Source organism: Pseudovibrio sp. W74, assembly GCF_001623085.1.
In the GTDB taxonomy this organism is placed as follows: Bacteria; Pseudomonadota; Alphaproteobacteria; order Rhizobiales; family Stappiaceae; genus Pseudovibrio.
Genome location: NZ_LMCJ01000064.1, coordinates 213,490 through 229,162 on the forward strand (window position 1 = coordinate 213,490; position 15,673 = coordinate 229,162).

Here is a 15,673-nt window from a genome sequence, read left to right on the forward strand (position 1 = left end):
CTGATCAGCCGTCTCTCACAGATTCTGGAAGCCGGAGACCACCTGCACCTGTCCTGCGTGAAGGATGCTATTGAAGACCGCGCAACCGTGCGCTACCTGCAAGATTGCGCCCGTCAGGCTGGCCTTCAGGACCACTTTGTCTTTATCGAAGATATTGGCGTGGATGAGGCATTCCAGTTTGCCGATCAAGAAGAGTACGTGATCGAGAACCTCTTCAAGCTCTACCCCTACGAAGACATGTTCCGCGAGTCCTATGGACCTATCTTGCCCAAAACAAACATGCGCCTTATTGAACCACCTTGGAAGGCCATTCTGTCCAACAAGGCCATGCTTCCGATGCTTTGGGGAATGTTCAAAGGCCACCCTAACCTATTGCCATCCTATTTTGAGCAGGATGAAGACAAGAGCGATCTCACCGACCGCTATGTACGAAAACCCATCTTTAGCCGAGAAGGGGCTAATATCTCCATCATGGAGGGAGCGCAAGTCGCTGAGGAAGCACAAGGCCCATACGGTGTTGAGGGCTTCGTTCTGCAAGCTTATTGCCCAGTCCCGCAATATGGTGAGGATTTCACAGTAATAGGATCTTGGGTTATTGGAGATGAGCCAGCAGGAATAGGCATCCGTGAAGACAGCTCCAAGATCACAAAAGACTTATCTCGCTTCGTCCCACACTACATTTGCGACTAACGCTTAATTGAGGCACCTTAACGTCTTCATGCTGTTTGCCTGCAGCGAACGACAGTTAGTCCGTTTAGCGCTTGTCAACTCATGGGAACAGATGATCTACCACTACTTCAGCAGGAAGTTTGAGGAGATCGTCTTGAAGTTGAAATCAAACATTGGCTGCGACGGCTGAGGAACAGCACCAATGGCAGCTTAGGTCATGTTGGGTAATTCTAGATCGTGCATAAGAGCTACTGGAAAAGCCTTCGGATGAAGGTATCTCAATCCATGATGGAAGCGATCGAAGGTCCGGCTTTAGCCCTGTCAGGGTGAAACTTTATTTTTTTCGCATCAACGCTGCTACAATCTCTGCCTTATCTCTATGCCGCGCACTATCGAGATGCGCATAATGTCGCCTCGTGGTCGTTAAGTCAGAATGCCCTAAGATGTCTGCGATATCAGCCAGATCAACACCACTCAAACGCAGATGAGACCCTACAGTCCGGCGCAAATCATGGATTTGCAGATTAGAGATACCAGCTTTCTTGCACACATCATTATGTGTACTATAGAGAGTATGTTCATTTACAGCCGTATTCCCGTTGCCAAATGAAGCAAAAACAAAATCACAGCCCTTTACTGCAGGGACACTTTCCAAGTGATCGATCACCTCTTGAGCAAGTCGGAATGTCTTTTCTCCAGTCTTCGTTGGCTGTGATACCGCCCCCATCTCCAAGTCAAGCTGGTCCCAGCGCAGACTGAGCGTCTCTTCCTTTCTTCGGCCAGTCATCAGAAGATAACGCAGAGCATAGACACCCATGATCCAATGCCGCCCACCGGCCTGAACCTCTTCCAGTCCATTCCAATACTTGCTCAGCTCCTCTGAACTCATAAACCGTGTTCGCGGCTTACGAGGACTACTCGTTACGTGGAGCCAAGGATTAGCAAACGGAAGACGGAGCAAACCCTGGGAGATCGACCAGTTGATTATTACCTGGCTTGTGATCGCTGCAGTATTTGCTGCGATCGGGCCATGCTTCTCAGAAAGCAGCCCAAACTTCATGCGACACCTATCGACTGTCAACGCTGCCGGGTTTAAGTTGTACCAGTCCTTAAACTTGTTTTTCCAATCAGATTTGTACTTTGCCAGGGTAGTGTTTGCGACCTCCCCCTCTCTGCGCTTGAAGTAAATCTGAGCAAGCTCATCCAGGGTCTCGATATGTATTAACCCTTCGCGCATAGCGTTTTTTTCATTTTGCGCACTTTCTCACGCGCTTCATCAACACTGAGTTCTGGGAAATACCCCAGCGTCTCATACAAGCGCTGACCTGCAACTTTGACGTAAACCGAAAAGGTTTTTGTCTTTGCGCCAACTGTGACGAGCAGCCCCTCCTCTACGGAGTCGGAGAGCCGGATACGTTTGCCTTCATACTTAAAATTTTTGAGATCTGAGTTGGTGAGCCGCGTTGCCATGGAGATGCCTTAAATCACACACACCTATATGAGCACGAAAAATAAATCATACGCTAGTCATATGACCATTAAAACTTGCGGTATTTCGATATAACTCGAAATAACCGCAAGCCATTGAAATTAAAAGAAGAGATAGCTCAGCCTAAACCCATCAAACAGCGCCGGGGTAATTCGGGCTCTCTCTTGTAATCGTGACGTCGTGGGCGTGGCTTTCGCGAAGGGAAGCGCCGGAGATGCGGACGAAGGTTGCGCGGTCTTTGTACTCCGGCAAGTTTGGTGCGCCGACATAGCCCATGGACGCACGGACGCCGCCTGCGAGCTGGTGCAGAACGGAAGAGAGCGGGCCTTTGTAAGGCACCTGTCCTTCAATGCCTTCTGGAACCAGCTTCAGCTTATCAGAGACCTCTGCCTGGAAGTAACGATCTGCGGAACCACGTGCCATTGCACCTACAGAGCCCATACCACGATAGGCTTTGTAGGAACGCCCTTGATGCAGGTAAACCTCACCTGGGCTTTCTTCGGTACCAGCCAGTAGTGAACCCACCATGCAGGAGCCTGCACCTGCTGCGAATGCTTTTGCCATATCGCCGGAGAACTTGATGCCACCATCTGCAATGATTGGCACGTCAGCCTTAGCAGCCTCGGCTGCGCACTCAAGGATCGCTGTGAGCTGAGGAACGCCGACACCAGCAACAATGCGCGTTGTACAGATAGAACCCGGTCCGATACCCACCTTCACGGCGTCCGCACCAGCTTCGATCAGTGCTTTTGTCGCCGCTGGAGTTGCTACGTTGCCAGCCACCAGCTCCACACTCGGGAAGCGCTTCTTGATTGCAGCTACCTGATCAATTACGGCCTGTGAATGGCCGTGCGCTGTGTCGACGACCAGAAGGTCGACATCAGCTTCAATCAGGGCCTCAGCGCGGCGCATGCCATCTTCACCAACGCTGGTTGCAGCCCCGGACAGAAGGCGCCCCTGCCCGTCCTTGGATGCATTTGGATTGAGCTGTGCCTTTTCCATGTCTTTTACAGTAATAAGACCAACACAATACTGGTTCTCATCAACCACCAAAAGCTTTTCGATACGGTGTTGGTGCAATAGCCGCTTGGCTTCATCCTGACGAACGTTATCGCGCACTGTGATCAGGTTGTCGCGGGTCATCAGTTCACAGACCAGCTGCTCTGGGTTTGAGGCAAAGCGTACGTCGCGGTTGGTCAGAATACCAACGAGGCGACCTGTAGCAGTACCACCGCGACCACCGTTTTCAACCACTGGCACGCCGGAGATCTTGTGCGCCTCCATCAGATTGAGAGCGTCTTCCAGAGTTGCATCGGGACCAATCACCAATGGATTGACGACCATGCCACTCTCGAATTTCTTCACCTGACGGACTTCTTCGGCCTGACGTTCTGGTGTCATGTTCTTGTGGATGATGCCGAGGCCACCAGCCTGTGCCATAGCAATCGCCAGGCGTGCTTCTGTCACTGTGTCCATTGCAGAAGAGAGGATAGGCAAATACAAATGAAGATTGCGAGAGATTCGTGAGTGCAGTTCGACCTGCGCTGGCATGATCTCAGAATGCCCTGGGAGGAGCAGAACATCATCAAAAGTCAGCGCTTCGTGACCTGAAGATGGTTCGTAAAATGTAGGCATTGCCAAGTTCCCTTCGGATGAATATAGACCGCCCTGACCCACTCCCTGCTCAAGTGGATTTGACTGCAGAGTTGTCTGAAAAGATAGAGAAGTTGACGCGGGTCACTACCACGGCTTTTGCGATTTGAAAAGGGGCATTTATCAATTTCAGGCCGCGGATTGCATATTTGAGCCCTACCCCATTGATTTTACTAAATTGCCAGTATCGCCGATGAGTGTTGGTAGACCGAGTTCCTTTAGGGTCAGCTTTCGAGAATAGACACCTTCAGGGATATCCAGACGCCTCAACGGCCCCCCTGAGTGATTTCAGACCGGAAAGCTCCGAGCATGCCGCACCGCCTCCGCATGACAACTGTGATCGTTGGCATGACGCTTTTGCTGGTGCAGTTGGACGCTACAGTGCTTGGGGTTGCGATCCCCACTATCGCCCGTGACCTGAAAATCAATCCACTTACATTGCATATGACCATATCGCTCTATCAGCTCACATTAGCGGTATTTATTCCCATTTCTGGATGGGCAGCTGACCGGTTCGGTTCAAAACGATTGTTTGTTGGTGCAGCGCTCCTGTTTATGAGCATGTCAGTGGCTTGCGCTCTTTCCAGTAATCTGACCCATCTTTTGATTGCTCGTGCAATTCAGGGGTTTGCCGGAGCCTTTCTAATGCCGATTGGACGTCTGACAGTCATCCGCATGGCAGGCACGAAGAACCTTGTGCAAGCGATGGTTTGGGTCGTCACGCCCGCTGCATTCGGGATTGCCTTTGGTCCCTTTCTGGGCGGCATTATTGTCCACTATCTCAATTGGCGCTGGATTTTTTTGATCAATGTGCCGGTTTGCGTTGCCGTTGGCGCTATGAGCAGCTTTTACTTTCGCAATTACAGACGGAAGAACAAGGTGCCCTTCGATTTTCCGGGGTTCATTTTGCTAGGGAGTACTGCCGCATCGCTCCTGGCTGGGATTGCTAATCTTACGAAGATCACGGCCGATGCATTTATTCCCTTTGGCCTTTTTGCAGCAAGTTTATCATTCGGCCTGGTTTTTATATGGCATGCACGGCGCGCACGCCATCCAGTGATTGACCTGAAGCTCTTCGCAAATCTCAGCTATCGTGTCTCGACCTACGCAGCTGTCCCTTTGCGCATCGGCGTCGCTTCCTTTGCGTTTGTCATGCCGCTCATGCTGCAAATCCCAATGGGTCTTGATAGTCTGACAACAGGACTCCTTATGGGCGCCGCAGCCATTGGAGCCCTGCTTTCACGCGTGGTCGCTCACCGATTGATCAAAACATTCGGCTTTCGCGGCGTCCTGCTGCCCTGCACCATTGTTCTTTCCGTTTTAACGCTGGCTGTGGGCTTTGTGTGGCTTACCAAGTCACTTGCAGCAGTCGCGCTCCTCATCCTGCTCACAGGCCTTACACGAAGCCTTGTATTCACATCAGCCAACACAGCAAGCTATGCGGATCTGACCAGGTGTCTTGTTAATCAGGGTGTGAGCTTTGCAGGACTGGTTCAGCAACTTTCTATTTCACTGGCGGTTGGCTTTGCTGCTGCCGTTTTGCATGTTCGGCAGAACATCACAGAAGAGCCCATGTTCACCGGGCCTGACTTTATCTGGCTCTCCGTTTGCACTGGTTTATTTGCCTTGCTGCCCGTGCTGTTTTTCTGGTTTCTTCCCGTTAATCTTGGAAAGAACAAAGTGGATGAGCAAGTACACTTACATCAATAAAAAAAGGCTGGTCGAAACCAGCCTTTCTGAACATTATTTGGAACCTCTGTAGCCCTTGGCGAGAATAAACATCTCAGGGCTGCCTTTGCGGCTCGCTGGCGGCTTGATATGCACCACAGACTTAAATTCCTTCTTCAGATCCTGAAGCAACTTTGCCTCAGCCCCACCGGCAAACACCTTTGAGAGGAATGCACCACCTTCATTCAGGTTCTGACGCGCAAAATCGATTGCGATCTCGAACAAATAAGTCGTGCGCAGGTGATCTGTTTGACGATGGCCTGTCGTTGGCGCTGCCATGTCAGACATCACCAGATCTGGGCGATGCCCGCCGAGCGCTTTCATCAGTTCATCAGGAGCATCATCATCCAGAAAGTCTTTTTGAAGGATCACAACGCCTGGGATCGGTTCAACTTCGAGATAATCAATCCCAACCACCAATGGCTCATCATCCATTGAGCCAACGATCGGCGCCGTCAGCTGCGACCAGCCGCCTGGAGCACACCCCAAATCGACCACACGCATACCCGGCTTCAAGATTTCATGCTTCTCGTTGATCTCGATCAGCTTGTAGGCCGCCCTAGAGCGATAGCCATCGACCTTGGCACGGCGGACGTACGGATCATTCAGCTGGCGTTGCAGCCAGAGTGTTGAGGAGTTGGACCGTTTACGCGCAGTTTTCACGCGCTGAAACATGCCCCGATCACCTGATCCACGACCACTAGAGTTGCCGCTCATCTGTTATATTCCTTTCTAGGGGTGCGCCGGCGCTTATGGTTGGAGTTGCTCCAGACTTTGTCTGCAGCCATCATCTCCATCAAAATACCTTCCCGCAGTCCTCTGTCAGCCACACGTAAACGCTGACAAGGCCATCTGCGGCGTATTCCTTCCAAAATTGCGCAACCTGCTAGCACCAAATCGGCTCGGTCCTCACCAATACAAGGGTTTTCCACCCGTTCTTGATAGGACATATTCAAAAGCTGGTTAATCATGGCTGAAACATCTTCCTGTTCCATCCATGCTCCATCAACGCGGCGGCGATCATAGCGTTTAAGGCCCAAGTGGACCCCGGCCAATGTAGTCACCGTCCCGGATGTTCCCAGCATATGGACATTTCCGCGCTCTATAGCACGGGAGAGTTCATTGCCAAGAGGGAAATTCTCCAATCTCTGCGAGACATCACCAACCATAGCTTCAAAAACATCTGGTGTGACGTGCACACCTCCGTGACTTTCCGCCAGATTTACAACGCCCAGAGGCAGAGACGTCCATGTTCGGACAAAGCGCGTCAGTGCATACCCGCGCGCACCATATCTGTTGCGCAGATCGAGCCAGACAATCTCAGAGGATCCGCCTCCAATATCGAAAAGCAGAACACCATCAGCCTCAGGATCGACCAGAGAAACGCACCCAGCAACAGCTAAGCGTGCTTCAGTCTCCTGACTGACGATCTCAAGCTCCAGCCCCGCTTCTTTCTTGGCACGGCTGACAAACTCCTCGCCATTTTCAGCTGCCCGGCAGGCTTCGGTTGCAATGAGCCGTGCCCGCTGAACGCCGCGCTCGGAAATCTTTTGCTGACAAACCTGCAAGGCCTCAATGGCTCGAGAAATGGCGTCATCGGAGAGTTTCCGGTTACGCCCGACACCCTCCCCCAAGCGTACAATCTTGGAGTAGGCATCGACAACGCGAAACCCGCGCTGCTCTGGTCTGGCAATCAACAAACGACAATTGTTGGTGCCTAGATCCAAAGCTGCATAAAGTTCCTGAGACCCTGCCGCCTGATGCCTGTGGCGCGAAGGAAAACGATGCGTCCCATCACCACGCGTATCCGCATGATGATGGCGTCGGTTTGCATCACTTTCGCGAGATCTGTAGCCTTGAGAAGGACGCGGAGATTGTTGCTCTACAGGCCCTGACTGTCTGGCCTGCGCTGACCCATGCGTTTTGGCCTCCTCCTTAGGTGCAGGAGCAGGTTGTATAACTTCTACTGATGTGCCGCCCGGATCAATATTGACAACGGGCGCATGTAGTTTCTGGTTTAGGAGCGCACGTCTTTCTGCCCGATTAGGCTTTGCGCGACGTGCTTTCCTCTGCCGCTTGGCGCCTTCAGGACGAGAACTACCGGCCTCTTCCGCAATCCCAGCAGAATGACCAGCTTCAGCGCGGTGCAAAGACGCATTTTTGGCGTCACCACCCTGGCGCTTTCTATGGCGTTGCTTCCGTCTGCCCTTTTTCGAGCTTCCCGGGACGCCGGGCGTTCTCGCTCCATCCGAAGAGGACCGCTCACCCGTTTTCTTCAAGTGCTATGCCTTTGTGCAGTCCTTGAGGCATCTAAATGCGATCTGGACTGAAGTCATTTTAAGTTGGCAACATTGTAACAGTTTCATGGCAAACAGCAATCGCACCATTTGAATGGTACAGTCCTAAATTTAAACGAATTCTCTCAAATTGCAGGAAACTCCAGAGGCTTACAGTTCGGCTCGCCGGTGGTCGGAGTTGATACAGCTGTGCCATAGCCAGAGCACATTTGCGCAGAAACACTCAGAGCCATGCCCTTATTCACAAGAGAAGGGCATGAAATCCGCTTAGCCCACTGATTTTGTTAAAACTCACGAGAACCAAGTTGACAAGGTCCGGTCCGAACACTAAAAGCCCTCTCACCGACGAATTGAACGACTTGCTTCACTTTGTTGGTTGGCAGTAGCTAACGTGCTGTTATTGCTGGGGATTAGTTTAATGGTAGAACAGCGGACTCTGACTCCGTCGGTCCTGGTTCGAGTCCAGGATCCCCAGCCAATTACTCACGTATCAAAAGCTTCAACTGCCAGGTAGGGAACACTTCCCTCCTGTTCTGCTGGGGATTAGTTTAATGGTAGAACAGCGGACTCTGACTCCGTCGGTCCTGGTTCGAGTCCAGGATCCCCAGCCATTTTCTTCCATACATCATATCTAAACAGATTGCCTGGGCGGCTCTCATATTCCGCTAATTGACGGCTTTGTGTCCCTCAAGAACACTGCTTGCGTCTTCAACGCTTGCAGAGGCCCTGTCATGCCCTTTTCTCCCAAACGGATTGCCGTTTTTGGTGCCAGTGGCGCGATTGGCTCTGCTTTTGTCAATGAATGCATTGATCGCTATCACACGGCGACTGTGTTTTGTTTTGCCCGTTCTTTAGAGCGCATGCCAGTCCATGAGCGTGTTGAAAGTCGGGCTTTCTCATTGGAGGATCCAGAAGGGCTCAATGCCAGTGCAGATGCGATTAAAGCAGCTGGTGGGCTGGATCTGATTTTCGTGGCGACGGGGCAGCTCCACAGCGCAACCACGAAACCAGAAAAAACTATCCGGGCCCTCACCCACGCCGGAATGGGGGAAACGTTTTGTACGAACACGATCTTACCAGCGATGATCATGAAGTACTTTCTACCGCTGTTACCCAAGCACAAGAAGGCTGTTTTTGCAACCATTTCAGCGCGCGTTGGCAGCATTTCTGATAATTATCTGGGGGGATGGTATTCGTACCGGGCCTCAAAAGCAGCCCTTAACATGCTCATCAGGTGCGCTGCGATTGAGATGCAGCGCACGCATCAAAGCTCTATCATTATTGGCCTGCATCCGGGAACAGTGGACAGCTCCCTTTCAAAACCGTTTCAACGCGGCATTCAAGAAAGCCAGTTGATGCAGCCAAAGCAGTCTGCTGCAATGTTGCTGGATGTGATCAGTAAGGTGGATCAATCCCAAACCGGCAAATGCCTGGCCTATGACGGGACTGAAATCGCACCCTGAGCGGTCATTAAGCGTCGATAGTGGCTTTCAAAACGTACTGTTCAAAAACATCGCGGCTTTGCGTCAGAAGTGCTTCACACCACTCTTGTGTATCAACAAAGAGCGCATCCTTGAGCTCCTGCCTGATTTCAGCGGCCAACTCTGAGGCGACAGTGTCCCGATTGCGTTTAAGCCAGTTGTCTCGGCGATGAGCGTCTAGCACTTGTTCAAATGGGACTGTGCCAAACTCCAGGATCAGCTTGGTTGGTGGGACCTCCAGATCCAAACTGTCCAAAGTATCGCACATGAAACCACCAATGAGGCTCCACTCCGCCTCTTCACCCGGCTTTGAACTGAGGTCCATCACCTCACAGAAGCCGCAGGGGCCAACACCAGTGTGCAGATCAATGATCGTTGCACGCTTTGCGCCTTGTCCATAACAGACAATGACTTGCTTTAGGGTTTTGGTGGACCAGGAGGTTTCCTCCCCACCATAGAACAGACCCATTGGGACCGTGTACTGCCCCTTCAACACTTTTTGCGTCAGAGCGCCAGCTCCGTTCTTTTCGGTATAGGCTTTGATTGCGGCATTAGCAGTCTGCCACTCCTCGCCTGTGATCTGCGGCGCACAAATGGCAGTGTGCAGCTCCTCATAGTCTGGGTTTTGAGGAAGGTCTCCATCAAAGCTAATGGAGTTGCGGTTGTTGTCGACGTTGTTCTCATCTGTCCGCGTAAAGATCGCGCAGCCAGTTGGGTTGACTGCATGCACCCAGACCACTTTTGTATTGTCTGGCAGCTGCTCCAGATAGCGCTGCATCAAGTCCAGCTGAATTCCAGAGCCTGCTGTGAGTTCTGTTCCATGCACGCCGGAAGTGATGAACACCACATGCTCACTGTCTGGCTTGCCTTGCAAAGCAACAGTCATCTGCACAGGTCTCTCTTCACTCTTGAAGGTGGGGTGCGGGATGATCTCTGTCTCAAATCCAAGTCGACTGGCCAGGTCCATGAAACGCTGTTGAGCTTGGAAATAGTCCTCAGAGAAAACGGGATTTGCAGGCATTATGTACTCTTCAAATAACGGGATGAACCTGTGATATATCGGCGGTTACATTACACACCTAATTGACCCGGAAAGAATAATCTAGTCTGTTGTTCCTTATCTCTTTTTTCTCGCATCACATGCAAGTTTTCAATCAATTGCGATGATGCGTCTTCATATCAGGCTGCCGCTGCGCACCCATAGAGTTAGCAGCGATCAGCTTCCCGGGAGCGAATAATGAAAAGAAAACTGATACTAGATGTGGACACCGGCACGGATGATGCTGTTGCCATTATGTTGGCTGCTTTGCATGAAGATCTTGACCTAATTGGCGTAACCACTGTGAACGGGAATGCTGAGCTGCATTATTGCACAGATAATTCCTTGCGTGTTCTCGACTATATCGGCAAGCCTGAGATTCCGGTTTACGCTGGTTGTCACAAGCCTCTGGTACGAAATGACTTTCCAACTCCCCGCACCAAAAACGATCTGACCGAGAAGATCCACGGCAAACATCTTCCTCTGCCAGAAACTGTTTTAAAAGCACAAAAGCAGCATGCTGTTGAGTATCTGGTAGAGACCTACCGCAGTGCGACTGATCCAATCACGCTGGTTCCGGTTGCACCACTCACCAACATTGCAGCGGCGCTGGCTGTTGAGCCGAAGTTGGTGGACCTCATTCCTGAAGTCGTAATCATGGGTGGTGGTCATGATGTTGGCAATGTGACCCCTGCTGCGGAATTCAACATCTGGGCTGACCCAGAGGCTGCTTATGCAGTCTTCAATGCTGGCTTTGAAAAGCTGACCATGGTACCACTGGATGCAACACACAAAGCGCTGGTGACAACAACGCAATGTCGTCAGTTTGATGAGCTGGGCACGCCTGCTGGTAAGGCAATGGCCGCTTGTACAGGCCATCGCATTGGCATTCACGACAAGATCCAGAAGATGGATGTTGAGCACAGCGCACCGGTGCATGATGCGCTTTGTATCGCGCACCTCATTCAGCCAGACGTGATTACGCTGGAAGAGTTCCCGGTCGACATTGAAACACAGGGTGCACTGACTGTTGGGCGTACGATTGTTGACAAGAACCACCGCGGCACCAAACAAGCCAATTGCAAAGTGGCCCTTGACGCGAATGCGGCACTCTTCGTCGACATCATGATGAAGACGTTCGCCAGCAATAAGTAAAATTAGAAAGCGCCGAGAGCATCAGGCTGTCGGCGCTTTTAAGCACCTTACTTTGTGAATGCCATCTGATTGGCATTGCCGAGCATCCAGCGCGACCCGAACTTATCAATTGCAACGCAGCTTGCAGATGCTTCAGATCCGAACATCAGGCATTTCACTTTGACTGCGGTCGCCAATTGACGCCGCAAAGAGTAATGATTTTCCGCAGGCCACATCAGACCAACGCGAATAATCCCATGTTGGTGATAGATATTGAGCTGGCGTTTATCGACAACTTCCGCTCGTCCGCTCACTTCTGTCAATTGCTGTATGCCCAAGGCATTACCGAGTGAGACTGATATCAGCATTGTCGACAGACCTGTCAGTATCACCGTCAAAAACTTAAGTGAGCGCATCATTTCTCTCCGTGGTCGCACCTTTAATTCCATTAGGGAAAATCAAAGCATACCACGATCAAGGCGCACTCAATGCGCCTTATTACATTTCTGTGACAATTGAGGGGTATTGTAAACTTCAGTGATCTGATGCTGTGCAATCAAATGGCTCATACCTTCAATTTTATCGTTTGGTTTTGAGGGGAAATCAGATCTTTGGACTATAATTCGCTCTGCAATTTGCATCTGAAAGGCTGGATATAGATTAGATGCTTCGTTCTAGTGTTCATCAACTGTTTGACGAGCTGGTCTCCTGCGAGCAATTTCTTGATAATTGCGGAGAGCTTATGTGGCGCGACAAGCTTCGCCAGACCCGTGTCGTTGACGCCGCCGGCAATGAAGCGCTCGATCTGGATTTGCTGCTCTCCTACTTTTCTCAAAGTGAAGCGTTCTTTGAGTTGGAGCTGTCGCAAGATCTCGGCCACCGTGTGAGTGAGACGACTGAGCCGGGCGCAAACTCCCACCTGGTCACACTGCGGCTGGATATCTTTTATCTTGCGCAGAAGTGCCGAGACGAAGGCAATGCAAGCATTGTGATCATCTCGGCTTGTCCTTAACTGCAGCTATTCTGCTGGCGTATTCGTGGTGCCCAGCGCTTTATCAAGCTCACTGTGCAGTTTCTCTTCACTGGCTTTGCGTGGCTTCGTAAAGCGCATCAGCAGCAAGTAGGCGGCTGGTGTTACGAAGAGTGTGGAGAGTGTTGCAAAGCCTAAACCACCAACGATTACCCATCCCATCTCAATGCGCGCTTCTGCCCCTGCTCCAAAAGCCATGACCAGTGGCACGCCACCAAGGACGGTTGAGACCACAGTCATAACAACTGGGCGGAAGCGGATGAGGCATGCATCATGGATCGCTTCAAAGACCGAACGCCCCTCTTCCCGCAATGTGTTGGCAAATTCGACAATGAGAATGCCGTTCTTGGCCATCAAACCAACGAGCAAGATGATACCGATCTGGGAGTAGACGTTGATGGAGCCTCCAGTCAGGCCGATAGAGATAATCGCCGCTGAAATGCCAAAGGGCACTGTGCAGAGAATGACAAAGGCACTCATGAAGCTTTCAAACTGCGCAGCGAGTACAAGGAAGACCACCAGGATCGCAAAGAGGAAGGTCATGTAGACGTTGGACGTGGTTTTCTCCAAAACCGCTGCTTCACTCAAAAGCGTGACATTTGTGCCTTCCGGCAAGACCTCCTCAGCAACTTCTTTCATGTCAGAGATTGCCTGCGCAAGATCATAACCATCATTGATGGAGATGGTGACGGGGACTGCTCTTTGCTGCTCTTCACGCGTCAAGCTTGGTGCCACGGCCTCTTCTTCAATGGAGACAATAGAGGACATAGGCAGCATGGTGCCGTCTTTGCTCTTGATGAAGATATTTTCCAAATCACGGGTAGAGCGCAATGGCAGACCACCTGCTTCCATGACCATTGGAATGCCGTCATCTTCTACAAAGAGGTCCGCTACTGACGAGCCATCGAGCAGCATGCGCAGATTAGAGGCGATCCGGTCGGAAGACAGTCCCAGATCATTTGCGCGTTCCCTGTCTACACTCACCAACAATTGCGGCTGTGTCGTCTCATAGGACACGGAGGCAAAGCCAACTTTGTCACCGTAACGGGCCTGCATCTCCGAGACGATATCATCTGCATTTTCGGCCAGTTCATCATAGTTGGTGCCGGTCACGGCAAAACGAAGTCCCTGCCCAGCGCCGCGAATTCCAATTGTATTGGGTTGAGCAACACGCACCTTCAGGCCGGGAATTTTAGCGGTCTTGCGTTGTAGTTCGTTGACAATTTCCTGCTGACTGCGATCTCGCTCTGCCCAGTCTTTCAAAGACATAACAAGGAAGCCGCGATTGATCTGCCCCCCCATGCCTACAAGACTCATAACGCTTCGGGCCTCGCCATTTTCAACATAGGGCTGAGCGATATATTCCAACTCGCTCATCTTGCCCGCGGTGTAGTCTAAACTTGCCCCTTGAGGTGTCGATGCAATCATGAAGATCACAGACCTGTCCTCTGTTGGGGTGAGCTGTCTTGGCAGTGAAGTATATTGGGAAGCTCCCAGAATGACGAAGAGCGTTGCTGCACCCAGCAATATGAATGGACGGCGCAATGTCCAATCCAATGTGCTGGAGTACCAACGCTCAATGGCTGTCCCCATATTGGAAATCACAGTCCAGGTCGCAGAGGGTTTGTGCGTGTCCTCATAGTTTTTCGTTCGCAGCAGACGAGAAGCCATCATCGGCGCAAGGGTCAGCGCAACGAAGGACGACAGCATCACACTGATTGCAAGCACGAAACCGAATTCAGAGAAGAGTTTGCCAACACTGCCCGGGAGGAATGAAATTGGAATGAACACAGCAGCCAGAGTGGCCGTTGTGGTGATGACTGCAAAGAAGACCTCCCGCGTACCAAGGATCGCAGCCGCACGTGGCCCCTGCCCGTTATGAACGCGCTTGGAGATATTCTCCAGAACCACAATTGCATCATCAACCACCATACCGGTTGCCAACAACAGCGCCAGAAGCGTCAAAACGTTTGCGGAGAACCCCGCCAGCCAGATGCCAACCAATGCACCAATCAAAGCGACAGGAACAGTTACGGCTGGAATAAGCGTGACGCGGATGGACCCAAGGAACAACAACATCACACCAATCACAATGCTGGTGGAGAGGAACAGCGAAAATACGACTTCCTTAATTGCACCACCGATGAACGTGGCATCATCACTACTGACGTTGACTTCCACATCGTTTGGAAGCTGATCCTGCATACGCTCTATTTCAGCGCGAACATCGTTGGAGATATCGATCGTGTTTGAATTTGCCGAGCGAATAATGCCCATGCCGACAGCACGTTTACCGTTATAAAATGCGCCAGAGGATGCGCGTTCCGGCCCATAACTCACAAAGGCAATATCGCGAATTCTGGTGGTCTCATTGAGCTTGACCATGCCGATTTGCTCGGCTGTTTTCACATCGGAATTCGCGCGAACAAAGAGCTCCTGATCACCTGTTTCCAGTGAACCGCCGGAGGTATCAAGCGCGAGTTCTTCCAAGACAGAGCGAAGATTGTCCGGTGTCAGGCCACGAGAGGACATAGCCTGCACGTTGATCGCGACTTTGAAGACTGGTGTTTGAGAACCATACAAATCAACACTGGCAACGCCAGGCACGGATGTGATGCGATCAACAATCTCATCATCAACAAACTTGCTGAGTTCCTCAATGCGCATTTCATCAGAAGTTACGACAACGCGCATAACGGGATCTGCATCCGCGTCGGCCTTTACGACAACCGGTGTATCCGCATCTTCGGGCAGGTTACGCCCTGCTCCGCTTACGGCATCACGAATGTCATTGGCTGCTTCACTGACATCGACACTGTCATTGAACTCGACAGTAATCCGGCTGCGGCCATATTTTGAGTTGGAAGAAATGGATTCAATGCCTGCGGTGCGCGAGATCGCTTTTTCCAGCACACTGGTTATCTCGGCATCCGTAACTTCTGGCGGAGCACCTGAATATGTGGTCGTGACCGTCACAACGGGTCGGTCCACATTGGGCATTTCGCGCACTTCAACACCTAGCAGCGCTGCAATACCTGCTACGATAATCAGGAGATTTAGGGTAATCGCCAGAACGGGGCGCCGTACACACAGCGCATACAGTCCGCTCAGATGACTTTCCCGTGTAGAATTTTTATCGGTTGTCATAGAAAC

Annotated in this window: 13 protein-coding genes and 2 tRNA genes; 7 read left to right on the forward strand and 8 right to left on the reverse strand. The window is 51.4% G+C overall.

The window, feature by feature from the left end; translation table 11 throughout:
- On the forward strand, positions 1-690 hold a 690-nt coding region (locus PsW74_RS30080; RefSeq protein ID WP_244277911.1), incomplete at its 5' end, for a glutathionylspermidine synthase family protein.
- Positions 691-1,003: 313 nt separating this feature from the next.
- Here the strand turns inward: PsW74_RS30080 and PsW74_RS28035 are convergent.
- The 3 genes from PsW74_RS28035 to guaB all read right to left on the reverse strand — a co-directional run bounded on the left by PsW74_RS28035 (position 1,004) and on the right by guaB (position 3,793).
- Positions 1,004-1,906, reverse strand: coding sequence for a site-specific integrase (locus PsW74_RS28035; protein ID WP_063288390.1), 903 nt, complete (start codon positions 1,904-1,906; stop codon positions 1,004-1,006).
- Positions 1,891-2,139, reverse strand: a complete 249-nt coding sequence (locus PsW74_RS28040; RefSeq protein WP_063288389.1) for an Arm DNA-binding domain-containing protein — start codon at positions 2,137-2,139, stop codon at positions 1,891-1,893. Before PsW74_RS28040 ends, PsW74_RS28035 begins: the two co-directional genes overlap by 16 nt.
- Positions 2,140-2,290: 151 nt before the next feature.
- On the reverse strand, positions 2,291-3,793 hold the full coding sequence (gene guaB, locus PsW74_RS28045; protein ID WP_063288388.1) for an IMP dehydrogenase: 1,503 nt from the start codon (positions 3,791-3,793) through the stop codon (positions 2,291-2,293).
- A gap of 327 nt (positions 3,794-4,120) precedes the next feature.
- Between guaB and PsW74_RS28050 the strand changes: the two genes are divergently transcribed.
- The gene (locus PsW74_RS28050) at positions 4,121-5,521 is read left to right on the forward strand and encodes an MFS transporter (protein ID WP_063288387.1); all 1,401 of its coding nucleotides are present in this window, start codon (positions 4,121-4,123) and stop codon (positions 5,519-5,521) included.
- 33 nt (positions 5,522-5,554) lie between these two features.
- Here PsW74_RS28050 and PsW74_RS28055 read toward each other — a convergent pair whose 3' ends face one another.
- Positions 5,555-6,256, reverse strand: a complete 702-nt coding sequence (locus tag PsW74_RS28055; RefSeq protein ID WP_057466074.1) for an RlmE family RNA methyltransferase — start codon at positions 6,254-6,256, stop codon at positions 5,555-5,557.
- Positions 6,253-7,689, reverse strand: a complete 1,437-nt coding sequence (locus tag PsW74_RS28060) for a Ppx/GppA phosphatase family protein (RefSeq protein ID WP_063288386.1) — start codon at positions 7,687-7,689, stop codon at positions 6,253-6,255. The genes PsW74_RS28055 and PsW74_RS28060 overlap by 4 nt, the downstream gene beginning before the upstream one ends.
- 551 nt (positions 7,690-8,240) lie before the next feature.
- On the opposite strand from PsW74_RS28060, the gene PsW74_RS28065 reads away from it, so the two are divergent.
- The 3 genes from PsW74_RS28065 (at position 8,241) to PsW74_RS28075 (ending at position 9,299) form a co-directional block, all read left to right on the forward strand.
- A tRNA-Gln gene (locus tag PsW74_RS28065) sits at positions 8,241-8,314 on the forward strand.
- Positions 8,315-8,373: 59 nt separating this feature from the next.
- Positions 8,374-8,447, forward strand: a tRNA-Gln gene (locus PsW74_RS28070).
- Positions 8,448-8,567: 120 nt separating this feature from the next.
- Positions 8,568-9,299 (forward strand): SDR family NAD(P)-dependent oxidoreductase, encoded by a 732-nt coding sequence (locus tag PsW74_RS28075; RefSeq protein ID WP_063288385.1) that lies wholly within the window; start codon positions 8,568-8,570, stop codon positions 9,297-9,299.
- Between the two features lie 7 nt (positions 9,300-9,306).
- On the opposite strand, the gene PsW74_RS28080 is transcribed toward PsW74_RS28075, so the two are convergent.
- On the reverse strand, positions 9,307-10,338 hold the full coding sequence (locus tag PsW74_RS28080) for a DUF2817 domain-containing protein (RefSeq protein ID WP_082830733.1): 1,032 nt from the start codon (positions 10,336-10,338) through the stop codon (positions 9,307-9,309).
- Between the two features lie 216 nt (positions 10,339-10,554).
- On the opposite strand from PsW74_RS28080, the gene PsW74_RS28085 reads away from it, so the two are divergent.
- Entirely contained in the window at positions 10,555-11,511 is a 957-nt protein-coding gene (locus PsW74_RS28085) for a nucleoside hydrolase (protein WP_063288384.1), read from the forward strand.
- A gap of 47 nt (positions 11,512-11,558) precedes the next feature.
- Here PsW74_RS28085 and PsW74_RS28090 read toward each other — a convergent pair whose 3' ends face one another.
- Positions 11,559-11,909, reverse strand: a complete 351-nt coding sequence (locus PsW74_RS28090; protein ID WP_208988202.1) for a hypothetical protein — start codon at positions 11,907-11,909, stop codon at positions 11,559-11,561.
- A gap of 245 nt (positions 11,910-12,154) precedes the next feature.
- Here PsW74_RS28090 and PsW74_RS28095 point away from each other — a divergent pair, with 245 nt between their 5' ends.
- Positions 12,155-12,502, forward strand: a complete 348-nt coding sequence (locus tag PsW74_RS28095) for a hypothetical protein (RefSeq protein ID WP_057466069.1) — start codon at positions 12,155-12,157, stop codon at positions 12,500-12,502.
- A 6-nt stretch (positions 12,503-12,508) separates the two neighbouring features.
- Here the strand turns inward: PsW74_RS28095 and PsW74_RS28100 are convergent, their stop codons facing one another.
- Entirely contained in the window at positions 12,509-15,667 is a 3,159-nt protein-coding gene (locus tag PsW74_RS28100; RefSeq protein WP_063288382.1) for an efflux RND transporter permease subunit, read from the reverse strand.
- Positions 15,668-15,673: the final 6 nt, after the last annotated feature.